The sequence below is a fragment of the Actinomycetospora sp. genome, assembly GCF_036497245.1.
In the GTDB taxonomy this organism is placed as follows: Bacteria; Actinomycetota; Actinomycetes; order Mycobacteriales; family Pseudonocardiaceae; genus Actinomycetospora.
Genome location: NZ_DASXJS010000284.1, coordinates 1 through 10,232, shown reverse-complemented (window position 1 = coordinate 10,232; position 10,232 = coordinate 1). Strand labels below are relative to the sequence as shown.

Sequence of the window (10,232 nt, the reverse complement as noted above, 5' to 3'; positions counted from 1 at the left end):
CTGTCGTCGGGATCACTCGTGCCGCCACCGGAGGTCCGCACGCCTGCCGATCGCGCGAAGCGGCGCTCGATCTGACGCGCTGCCGCGGTCAGCGTGGGGAGATGCCCGCGGGCGTGCTCGTCGTTGGGCACGATCACCGACACCGCCGCGGCGACCTGGCCGAACTCGTCGCGGACGGGGACCGCGATCCCCGTGGCGTCGGCGTGCAGGTACCCGGGGCACACCACGAAGCCGTCGCGCCGGATTCCGGCCAACCGCCGGCGCAGGTCTGCCGGGTCGGTGATCGTGGCGGACGTGAACCGGGGCAGCGCCCCGGCCAGGATGCGCTCCTGCAGGACGTCCGACCCGTAGGCCAGCAGCACCAGCCCCGACGACGAGGCGTGGATCGGCAACCGGGCCGCGATCCGGGTGTAGTTGATGACCGCGCGCTCCCGGGAGAGGCGCTCCACGAACAGCACCTCCTCGCCGTCGAGCACCCCGAGCTGCGCGTGGTGCCCGACCACCCGCAGCAGTTCCTCCAGGACCGGCATCGCCAGCTCACGCAGCGACATCGTCGGCGACGCCCGCGACGCCAGCTCCCAGAGCCGTGTGCCGACGCGCACCCGCCGGTCCGCGTCCCGGGTCAGCAGCCCGTGCTCCACCAGGTCGGCCACCAGCCGCGACCCCGTCGCGGACGGCACCCCGGCACGACGGGACACCTCGCTCACCGTCAGCGCCCGGTCCTCGGGGGTGAACGCCTCCAGGATGCGCACCACCCGCTCCAGTACCGACTCCCCCGACGATGAGTGCGCCATGCGCTCAGTGTGGTTCGTCGCCGCTCGACGGAGCGGGAGCGACGGTCCGCTTGCACCGCCGACGCGACGGTGACGGCTTCACCTGCCTGTCACCGAACGGGTACGCGGCGTGCCGTACCTTCGGGGGCGAGTCGCTGCACCCCGGACCCCGGTGTCACTCGGCCGCTGACGGACCGACCCGGGGGTGCCGAAACCCATGTCTGCGTCTGACCCGCCGTCCACCGCCCGCAACAGCCCCGCGGACATCGGCGGCGTACTCGCTGCGGCCTTCCGCTCCCTGCTCGTGATACGGCGCCCCGCCGAGCTCCTCGGCGACACCGTGATCGCAGTGATCTGGCCGATCGAGATCGCCGCGGTCGTCATGAATCGCGCTGTCGAGGGCGACGGGACCGGCCGGATGTGGACGCTGCTCGACCCCACACCGGACCTGTCCCGAGGCCGGCACCTCGACGCCCTCGTCCGCCGGCCGGACCGACCGGCCACGCCGGGCAACGCGTACGGGTCGGGGGGTGACGGTCGGGACGACTCGAGTCAGTGACCGCTGACGTGCAGGGTGGGCCGGTAGACGAGCTCCTGGGTGTTGCCGTCGAGCGTCCGGTGCTCGAGCAGCTCGAGGTCGAAGTCGGCCGCCCCGCCGAGGACCGGGTCCGTGCCGGTCCGCCCCGTGATCACGGGGAAGATCGTCACCTGGATGCGGTCGACCAGCCCGGCGGCCATCAGCGCCCAGTTCAGCGACAGGCTGCCGTGCGAACGCACGGGCACGTCGGACTCCTCCTTGAGCCGGGCGACGATGTCGAGGGCGTCGCCGGGCACGACGGTGGCGTCCGGCCAGTCGAGGGGTCCGTCCAGCGTGGACGACACCACGGTGGCCGGCATGCTGCGCATCCGGGTCACCCACGGGTCACGCACGTCGGACTCTTCGGTGCTCGCGGCCAGCATCTCCACGAACTGCCCGAACGTGGTGGCCCCGAAGACCATCCGCTGCTCCGCCTGGAACGAGGCGAGACGGTGGTCGAGCAGCTCGGGGCCCTGCTTGCCCCAGTAGCCGCCCCAGTCGCCGTCGCCCCCGTAGGAGCCGTAGCCGTCGAGGCTGGAGAAGACGTCGAACGTGTAGGTGGCAGTCACGGTGACCTCCGCTGGATGGTCGACCGGCCCGCTGCCGGTCTCTCACCCTGGCGACGAACGGGCCCGACGTCGTTCGACATGTGCCGCGGAACTGCTCGCGGAGCAGTCGGGCTGACGCTGAGCCCGAGGTCCGACGGCGCTGGTGGCGGATCGGGCGGCCCGACGCGGTGGGCGTCCGGTCGTCCACGGGGTGGTCCCCCAGGGCTTCGCCACCGAGGCCCACGTCATGAAGAGGAACGCCACGATGTTCAGCCCGGCGCCGTAGGCCAGAGGTCCCGCCACGTCGCTCTGCTGGGCGCCCGTCGCGGTCGCCTCGATGCTCTCGGCGACCCAGACCCCCAGCCCGAGCGTGCTGTACACGATGACCGCGACGGTGATCACGAGCTTGACCAGCACCCACCAGTACCGTGCGAGCCCCCAGGGAGTCACCAGCGACAGCACCAGACCGGTGGCCAGGGCGGCGAACGCGCCGGGGATCACGACGAACACGTCGACCCGGTCGATCATGTAGTAGCTGACCCGACGGATCTCGGCGCTCGAGGTGTAGCCCGCGGTCATGGCCAGCACGACGTTGGCCGCCCCGGCGCCCATCCAGCCCAGTGACACCGCGACGTGGACGAAGACGAGCAACTGCCGGGTCCGCTTGTTGACCAGACCCCGCGCCACTCGCTCAGTGTGCGACGCCAGAGCGCGCGGCGCCGGACGCCGATGACCGCGGCCGACCCTCCCGACATCACCGCGACGATGCGCCACCATCCACTGCCGCTCCCTCCGGCGACACCCCTGCCATCGCCGACCGACCCGGCGGGAGGAGACGCACGTCTCGCCGGTGGGCCCGCTACCGTGCCCGTCGCCCTGACGTGGCGATGGTGGAGTCTTTGCCTCTACCGGACGATGGCGGACGACTCGAGGAGATGGCGTATGCGCGGCCGGGGCCGGCAATTGGCTTCGATGGTGCTCGCGAACCGGCCGTGGCGACTGATCCTCGGCCTCCGCAGTGCTTTGGCCGCGGTGCTGGCGACCAGCCTCTATCTGATCATCACGTCGACGATCTGGCAGCTCGCGAGCCTGCTCGGGTGGACGAAGCTGATCGCCACGACCGTCGTGTCGGTCGCCCTCATGGTCGTGTGGATCCTGAACGCGCACGACCTCTGGTTGCGACCCGGGGACGTGCGCGAGGACGACGACGTCTCGCTCCAGAACGCCACCACCGTGCTCACCCTGACCATCGGCGTGACCGTGATGGCCGCGACCGTGTTCGTCTTCAACCTCCTCCTCGCGCTGTTCTTCCTGCAGCCTCCGCTCTTCACCGGCACGAGCAGCGACTACATCCGCCTGGCCTGGCTCGCCACCGGTTTCGGCACGCTCGGAGGCGCTCTGGGATCCGGTCTGGACAGCGACAGCGCCGTCCTCGAAGCCACCTACTCCGACCCCCAGCAACAGGAGCTCCGCTCGGGCGACGACGACGGTTGACGGCGACGGCTGACGGCTGACGGCTGCCCACTCCTGCGTCTCCACCGACCCCTGCTGCGCCGCGGGCCACGCGCGTCACCGGGCGCTCCGTCCGAGCGTGTGAGTCCCACCATCGGCCGGGTAAGCCCCGTTCAGCACCGGCTGCGAGCCCCCGGGGATTCGGTCGATGTGAGGTCCTGGCCGGTGCAGACCGCGTAGCCGTCAGGACCGTCCCATCCCTCGGCCGCCACCGACGATCGCCGTGTGCAGGACGCTCACGTCGGTCACGCTCCGAGAACCCGAGGAGACCCAGCATGTCCGACCGTCACGTGATGCCCGCTCCCGACGGCTGGCAGGTCGAGAAGGACGGCGGCCGGCGCCCCAGCGCCAAGGCCCCCACCCAGGTCGAGGCCATCCGGCGCGCGGTGGAGATCGTCGCCAACGACGGCGGCGGGCAGGTGATCGTCCACGGCACCGACGGCGAGGTCCGCGAGAACCGCACCGTCGAGGCCGGTGCGGAGAACACCACCTCCACCGCTGCCACCACGGCGGCCACCTCCGCCGCCCGGGGCGCCCGGGCGACCGCCGAGGACGCCGCCGACGAGGTCGCCGGGACTGCGGGCGGCATCGCCGAGGACGCGACCGTGACCGGGCGCGAGGTCGCCGGCCAGACCCGTGAGGCCGCCGAGAAGGTCGCCGCCACCGCCGACGCCGCGACGACCGGGATCGAGCGCGAGGTCTCCGCGGTCGCCGGGGGCGACAAGCCGCCGAAGGCGGCCGCCCGCGACGTCGCGAGCATCGCCGAGACGACCGGGAAGCAGATCGGGGACCGGGCCTCCCGCACCGCCGCTCAGGTCGCCGGCGAGACCGCAGCCGCGGGTCGCCGCGCCCGGTCCGCGGCCGCCGACACCGCCGACAAGGCCGGGCGCACGGCGGTCACCGGCGCCGACCGTGCCGCCATCATCGGGGCCGGGGTCGGCGACGAGCTGGAGGCGTCCTCGGACCGCGCCGGGCGTCGTATCCACACCGTCACCGAGCGCGTCGCCGGCCCGCTGGACCAGGTGACCGATCAGATGCTGATCTCGGTCGGCCGCGCCGGCCACGCCCTGAACCCGGTCCGCGTCACCGGCCGCACCGTCGGCGTCCTCGTCGCGGGCGCACTGCACCTCGGCGGTCTGGTCGCCACCCGAGGCAGCCGCGCCGCCCAACAGGGCACCCGCCAGGTCGCCGGCAAGCGATGACCGAGCGTCGGGTCGGCCCGACGCCACCTTGAGCGGCGGACGGACTCAGCGATCCGGCTTCGGTGTCGGCGGCGCGGACGAGCCGCCTCGACCGGCCTGGGGCGGGCCGCCCGCCGCCGTGCCCGTCGGCTGGTCGGAGCGCAGATACCAGGCGAAGAAGTCACGGCTCGATCGCTGGAGGTAGTGCTCGGCGCCGATCTCCTCGTCAGGGAACAGCTTCGTGGCCTGCGGCAGGCCCTGGGGGCGAGGCCGGAAGTAGGCCCCGGAGACCCAGGCGGGATTGATGTCGAGCTCCATGCCCCGCACCACCCCCGCCGAACGCAGAATCTCCCCGAGGCTGCACACCGACAGCGACGGGCCGCCGACGTACACCTCCGCGCCCTGGGCGGTGACCCCGAACCCGGATCGATGGATGTATGCGGCCTGTCCGACCGTGGAGCCCCATTCCGCGGTGCCGCCCGTGGCGCACGTGGGGTTCACCCGGCCGCCGTCGACCAGGGGGACGAGGTTCTGGCGCACGCTGGCCACCTCGGGGCCCATCCGCACCTCGGTGCCCCAGGCCCCGACGTCGGCCGTGCCGTCCCGCCGCAGGACGAGGCTCGCGGCGCCGGGGACGAGGGGCCGGGCCTCACGCCCGTCGGCGTACCAGCCCCCGTCGCTGTCGGCGAGACGGAAGCCGGCGCTGAACACCGCGGCCACCGTCCGCTGCAACGTGGGCGTGACCGAGGTCGGCGTCGACCAGGAACCCCCGGGGTCCTGCGTGCCGGGATGCAACCGGCCGGTCACCAGAGTGGGGTCGAGCCACATCACCCCGACGATGACCGAGGTGTGCGTCGCGTCGGGACGCACGTAGGCGACCCGCACGGCGTCCCCGGCCGGCGTGGACACGACCGGCTGCCAGAGCCCCTCCTCCGGCAGGCGGGACACGCCGGGGTGGACGGGGAGCGAGGCGGGCTCCGGCAGCCCCCGAACCGGCACGGCGGACCGCGCCGGCGAGACCGGCCCGGCGCTGACGGGGACGCGAGGAATACCCCCGGCGGGAACGCCTCCCACCGGTGGCGGCGCCAGGTCGTACTGCCGGGCCTCGAGCCAGGTCACCGTCGAGCCGAGCCCGTGGTCCCGACCCCATTCCGCCAGTCGCGCCGCCACCGAGTCCGCGCCGGGTGCGGTCAGGGCCGTCACCAATGAGGGCGCCACGACCACCCCCAGCACCAGCAGCGCGACCACCGCCGCAGCGGCGAGACGACGCGGAACGGTCGCCGGGAACCTGACCGGTCCGCGCGTGAGGGAGGCGGCCCTCGTCGACCATCGCGAGAACGGTCGCTCCGAACGTCGCGGCGCCTCAGCGCGCGAGAACGCCATGCCCGCCGCACAGCGCCGACCGCACATCACACGACCCGATCGACATCCGTTGCCCCCCACGACGTCAGTTCTCTCGTCGGGTCCGGGACGAATGGCCACCGCCGAAGCGGGCGCAGCTCCGATTCTAGAAATCGCCGAGGCCCGGGCGCCAGTCACGGCTCGGTCACCGACGCGTCGGCGCAGTCGGTCTGCTTCGCCACTCCTTTTCCGCTCGGAATCCGTGCGGATGCTCCTACTGCTCCTGGGGGTGGACGTCGAGGCGCACATCCGATATGCGTCCGCCTTACCCCGCACCGACCGACTCCGTCGGACGCATTTGCATCTCGAAATGTGGTCGTCGATCGAACCGGGTGAATGGACGAGCCCGGAGCCGCCGGATCGGGGGTTCGCGGGTGCGCCTCATGCCGACCCGGTCGCCCCCTCCGGCTCGAGCACGACGACCGGGATGTCGCGCTCGGTGTAGGTCGCGTAGGTCGCGTAGTCCGGGAAGAGCTCCACCAGCCGCGGCCACAGATCGGCCTTCTCCTCCGAACCCGCCACGCGCGGGCGCACCGTCCGGGAGATGCCGCCGGGCAGGTCGACGAGCGCGGTGGTCATCGCCATGAGGTTGTGGAACCACGCGGGATGCCGGTCCGTGCCGCCCTTCGAGGCCACGATCACCAGGTTCGGCGGACTGTCGAGGTAGATCAGCGGTGTCACGCGCTCCTGCCCCGAGCGCCGACCGACGTCGTGGAGAACGAGGGTCGGTGCGCGACTGATGAAGCTGCGACGACCCCCCGTGGCGCGGAGGAGATAGGCGTCGAGCCGGGTGGCGAAGCGGAACACCCGCCAGAACGGGGACGTGGACGGAGGGGGTACTGGCACGCTGGTCACCTCGGTGTCTCGAGTCGGTCCGTGTCTTCCTGCGGGACGAGGTGCCGGCGACCGTCATGCTGGGCCGGTGCTGATCGCCCACCTGTCGGACCTCCACCTCGATCTCACCGAGCACAGCATCCGGCGGGCGCGCAGCATCGTCGACCATGTGCGTTCCCTGACCACCCGCCCGGACCTGGTGCTCGTCACCGGCGACATCGCCGACCACGGCAGCCGCGAGGAGTACGAGCAGGCCGCCGAGCTGCTCGCCGGGCTCGACGTCCACCTCGTGCCCGGCAACCACGACTTCCGCCCGACCATGCGCACCGTGCTCGGGCTCCCCGGTCGGGACGCGATCACCTCCACGATCACCGTCGGAGGCATCGTCGTCGTCCTCGCGGACTCGCATGTCCCCGGCCACGACCACGGTGAGCTCGCCCCGGAGAGCGTCGCCCTCGTCGAGGAGGCGGCGGCGCACTCGCGGCCGCTGGTCGTCGCCCTGCACCACCCGCCGATGACGATCGGCAGTGGCCTGCTCGACCCCATCCGCCTGCTCGACCCCGAACCGCTCCTCGCGCCGCTCCGCGGCCGCGCCGCCCCGAGCGTCGTGCTCTGCGGGCACGCCCACACCCCGCTGCGCACCACCGTCGACGGCATCCCGGTCTCCATCGCGCCCGGCGTGGCGTCCACCCTCCGCCTGCCCTACGAGCCCGAGCCCGACACCCTCGACCGAACCGCACCGCCCGGGTTCGCCCTCCACCACCTCGACGACGAGACCGGCACTCTGCAGACCCACGTGCGCGCCGTCGCCCCCTGAGCCGTCCTGGTCCTCACCGCCCGGGGCATCCACGAGCGGGTCGTCCGCCGAACGCTCAGCTGGGCTGCCACAGCTCGATGCGATTGCCCTCGGGGTCGGTGACCCAGCCGAATCGACCGACGCCGTCCATGTCCTCGGTCTCCTCGGCGACGTCCGCTCCCGCGGCGCGCAGCTGCACGAGCATCGCCTCCAGGTCGCGGACCCGAAAATTGATCATGGTCTGCTGGGCGCGTGCCCCGAAGTAGTCGGTCTCGGACCCGAAGGCCGCGAACACCGTCGCCCCGGCCTCCGGACGCCACATGCCGTTCTCGTCGGGTTCCAGCCCCAGGCAGTCCCGGTACCAGGCACCCAGAGCCGCGGGGTCGGCGGCGCGCACGAAGTAGCCGCCGATTCCGAGCACACGTTCCATGTCACGATCTTCCCTGACCGTCCGGCGGCTCGACGCCGCCTTCGGCCCCATCCGGTACGACCCGACTCCCGCGCCGATCGATGGGCGGGACCATCACTCCGCCCCGGGAAGGCGGGCCTGCTCGCCGGCCTCCTCGTCGTCGCTCGTCGCCTCCTGCGTGGCCGGCTGGGGCCGAGGCCGGGAGACGATGATCTGCACCATTCCGATGAGCAGGACGCCGATCGTCAGGATCCGCTCGGCGGGAGGGAGCACGCGGACGTAGCCGTAGATCTGGGTGGCCACGGCGAAAAGCTGGGCGCCGACGGGAAGGGCGATCGCGGGCCAGCCGGTGATCTCCCGCGAGGCCCGGGGCCGGGCGGGGAGCCGGGTCGCGCCGACGGCCATCGCGAGGGCGCCCATGCTCCAGAGGAAGTCGTACGGACCTTCGTGGGACACCGCGAGGGTGGCCGACACGCTGTAGATCGCGTCGGCGACAGTGAGGCAGAGCAGCCCGGCCCCGACCCAGGGCCAGCTGCCGTGGAGGCGCCACGACATCAGCGGGAGCGTCCCGAGCAGGGCCCCGAGCAGCAGGACGTCGCCGAGGGGATAGGCGACGGTGACGATCTGCCCGAGGACGTCGACCGGCGAGTTCTGCAGCACCGGCACGATCACGAGCGTGACGCCGGGGGTCGCGACGATGAGGACCACGACGAAGCCGTCGAGCCAGCGGTGCCACGGGACGTCGAGGACGCGGGCGCGCACCATGAGCACCAGACCCGCCAGGAACAGCGGGTAGGTGGCCAGGTAGAGCACGTCGGTCGGGTTCGGGGTCGGCACCGCGCCGCCCTGCGAGTACAGCGCGCCCCAGGTGATCTCGGCGATCGCGAACAGCAGCAGCGCGGCGGCGAAGCACCACCAGGCCGCGCGGCTGGGGCCCGGAAACCGCCGGACGGCACCGCGGGCGCAGATCGCGCTCGAGGCGAGGATGAGCGCGGCGTGGAGCCAGTCATCAATGATCGGCAGGTCCGGCGCGCCGTTGCCAGCCGAGATCTGGTGGACGGCCTCGACGAGCAGGCCGGCCAGCAGGACCACCGCGAGGAGCCACGGCGGGGCCCGGCGGCGGCGGCCCGCGTCGGGCGAGGGCCCCGGCGGCACTCCGGGCGAGGTCACCGGGGCTCAGCTGTCGTCGGCCGCGGGGATGCTCCGCGTGCGCTCGAAGCGCTCGTCGGCCTGGGTGGTCACCCAACGGGCGACGTCGACGAGCTTGAGGTTCGTGTCCTGGGAGGACCGGAGGAGCATGTGGAACGCGCCGTCGGCGTCCACGGTGAACCGTTCCATGAGAATGCCCTTGGCCTGCCCGATCAGGTCCCGGCTCTCGACGGCACGTTGCAGATAGCCGGCCTGGGCGCTCCCGTACAGCAGCATCGCGGCCTGCACACCGAACAGCGCGGCGATCAACCGGGCTTCCTCGTCGAAGACCCCCGGCTCGACGGCGTAGAGGTTGAGCGCCGCGCGCACACTGCCGTCGAGCGAGAGCTGCGCGGACAACAGCGACCGGTATCCGCACTCGACGGCGAGCGGAGCGAACTGCGGCCAGCGTCGGGCGTCGACGCCCGCCAGGTCGTGGGCGACCACGACGCCGTCCTCGGGGGGCTCGATCGTGGCGGTGATGCAGGGTCCCTCACCCAGCTCACTCTGGAGGCGGTCGAGCTTGCTGACCGACTCGTGGGTGGGAGTGCGGGAGGTGAGGGCGTCGTTCACGGTCATGGTGACCCCGCCGGCGTCGACACCGGGCACGGTCGCCACCGCGGCGGTCACGATGTCGGCCAGGGACCGTTCGAAGTCGCGGAGGTTGTGGCGCGCGGCCAGTTCGGTGGCGGCGTTCCGCAGCGCCACCACGAGCTCCTCGTTCGACGACATCGACCGGGTACTTCCTCGCGGTTCGCCGGATAGCGGGATACGGCGCACCCCGAGCGAGTAGTCAGACTGGCAGAGCCGACACGGCGGGCGCCATCCGCCGCGGCACCGCGTCGACCACGCGGGGTGATCATCCCGGGAGCGTCTCGCCGCCGATGGGCGCGAGGACCTCACCGCTGTAGTACGAGGACAGACGCTCCGAGGCGAAGAACACGAACGACGGCGCGATCTCATCGGGGTCCGCGACACGGCCGATCGGAGCCTGTGCACCGAACGAGTCGACC

12 protein-coding genes and 1 pseudogene are annotated in these 10,232 nt (G+C 72.5%); 4 read left to right on the top strand and 9 right to left on the bottom strand.

The window, feature by feature from the left end; all coding sequences use genetic code 11:
• Positions 1–794: IclR family transcriptional regulator (locus tag VGI02_RS28670; RefSeq protein WP_331633447.1), on the bottom strand; the 794-nt coding region annotated here is incomplete at its 3' end.
• Positions 795–990: 196 nt separating this feature from the next.
• Here VGI02_RS28670 and VGI02_RS28665 point away from each other — a divergent pair.
• Positions 991–1,332 (top strand): hypothetical protein, encoded by a 342-nt coding sequence (locus VGI02_RS28665; RefSeq protein ID WP_331633445.1) that lies wholly within the window; start codon positions 991–993, stop codon positions 1,330–1,332.
• Here the strand turns inward: VGI02_RS28665 and VGI02_RS28660 are convergent.
• Both VGI02_RS28660 and VGI02_RS28655 read right to left on the bottom strand, forming a co-directional pair.
• Complete coding sequence (locus tag VGI02_RS28660; RefSeq protein ID WP_331633442.1) at positions 1,326–1,919, bottom strand: dihydrofolate reductase family protein; 594 nt, start codon at positions 1,917–1,919, stop codon at positions 1,326–1,328. The two genes, VGI02_RS28665 and VGI02_RS28660, sit on opposite strands and share 7 nt — an antisense overlap.
• Before the next feature lie 42 nt (positions 1,920–1,961).
• Positions 1,962–2,585, bottom strand: coding sequence for a hypothetical protein (locus tag VGI02_RS28655; RefSeq protein WP_331633440.1), 624 nt, complete (start codon positions 2,583–2,585; stop codon positions 1,962–1,964).
• Positions 2,586–2,840: 255 nt separating this feature from the next.
• Between VGI02_RS28655 and VGI02_RS28650 the strand changes: the two genes are divergently transcribed.
• Both VGI02_RS28650 and VGI02_RS28645 read left to right on the top strand, forming a co-directional pair.
• On the top strand, positions 2,841–3,392 hold the full coding sequence (locus VGI02_RS28650; RefSeq protein WP_331633438.1) for a hypothetical protein: 552 nt from the start codon (positions 2,841–2,843) through the stop codon (positions 3,390–3,392).
• A gap of 293 nt (positions 3,393–3,685) precedes the next feature.
• Positions 3,686–4,612, top strand: a complete 927-nt coding sequence (locus VGI02_RS28645) for a DUF2188 domain-containing protein (protein ID WP_331633436.1) — start codon at positions 3,686–3,688, stop codon at positions 4,610–4,612.
• A 45-nt stretch (positions 4,613–4,657) separates the two neighbouring features.
• Here the strand turns inward: VGI02_RS28645 and VGI02_RS28640 are convergent, their stop codons facing one another.
• Complete coding sequence (locus VGI02_RS28640; protein WP_331633434.1) at positions 4,658–5,839, bottom strand: hypothetical protein; 1,182 nt, start codon at positions 5,837–5,839, stop codon at positions 4,658–4,660.
• 534 nt (positions 5,840–6,373) lie between these two features.
• Positions 6,374–6,838, bottom strand: a complete 465-nt coding sequence (locus VGI02_RS28635; protein WP_331633432.1) for a nitroreductase family deazaflavin-dependent oxidoreductase — start codon at positions 6,836–6,838, stop codon at positions 6,374–6,376.
• Positions 6,839–6,914: 76 nt separating this feature from the next.
• Here VGI02_RS28635 and VGI02_RS28630 point away from each other — a divergent pair, with 76 nt between their 5' ends.
• Entirely contained in the window at positions 6,915–7,643 is a 729-nt protein-coding gene (locus tag VGI02_RS28630) for a metallophosphoesterase (protein WP_331633430.1), read from the top strand.
• Between the two features lie 55 nt (positions 7,644–7,698).
• Here the strand turns inward: VGI02_RS28630 and VGI02_RS28625 are convergent, their stop codons facing one another.
• The 4 genes and pseudogenes from VGI02_RS28625 to VGI02_RS28610 all read right to left on the bottom strand — a co-directional run.
• On the bottom strand, positions 7,699–8,052 hold the full coding sequence (locus VGI02_RS28625) for a VOC family protein (RefSeq protein WP_331633428.1): 354 nt from the start codon (positions 8,050–8,052) through the stop codon (positions 7,699–7,701).
• A gap of 93 nt (positions 8,053–8,145) precedes the next feature.
• Positions 8,146–9,201 (bottom strand): hypothetical protein, encoded by a 1,056-nt coding sequence (locus tag VGI02_RS28620; RefSeq protein WP_331633426.1) that lies wholly within the window; start codon positions 9,199–9,201, stop codon positions 8,146–8,148.
• A 6-nt stretch (positions 9,202–9,207) separates the two neighbouring features.
• Positions 9,208–9,951: a GAF and ANTAR domain-containing protein gene (locus VGI02_RS28615; RefSeq protein WP_331633424.1), complete on the bottom strand. Its 744-nt coding sequence runs from the start codon at positions 9,949–9,951 to the stop codon at positions 9,208–9,210.
• Between the two features lie 127 nt (positions 9,952–10,078).
• A pseudogene (locus VGI02_RS28610) lies at positions 10,079–10,232 on the bottom strand (NAD(P)-dependent oxidoreductase); the annotation flags it as partial.

Bases quoted from the DNA above. Each gene is read 5' to 3' on its own strand.
- VGI02_RS28625 (WP_331633428.1), bottom strand. From the start codon at position 8,052: ATGGAACGTGTGCTCGGAATCGGCGGCTACTTCGTGCGCGCCGCCGAC.
- VGI02_RS28650 (WP_331633438.1), top strand. From the start codon at position 2,841: ATGCGCGGCCGGGGCCGGCAATTGGCTTCGATGGTGCTCGCGAACCGG.
- VGI02_RS28615 (WP_331633424.1), bottom strand. From the start codon at position 9,951: ATGTCGTCGAACGAGGAGCTCGTGGTGGCGCTGCGGAACGCCGCCACC.
- VGI02_RS28665 (WP_331633445.1), top strand. From the start codon at position 991: ATGTCTGCGTCTGACCCGCCGTCCACCGCCCGCAACAGCCCCGCGGAC.
- VGI02_RS28645 (WP_331633436.1), top strand. From the start codon at position 3,686: ATGTCCGACCGTCACGTGATGCCCGCTCCCGACGGCTGGCAGGTCGAG.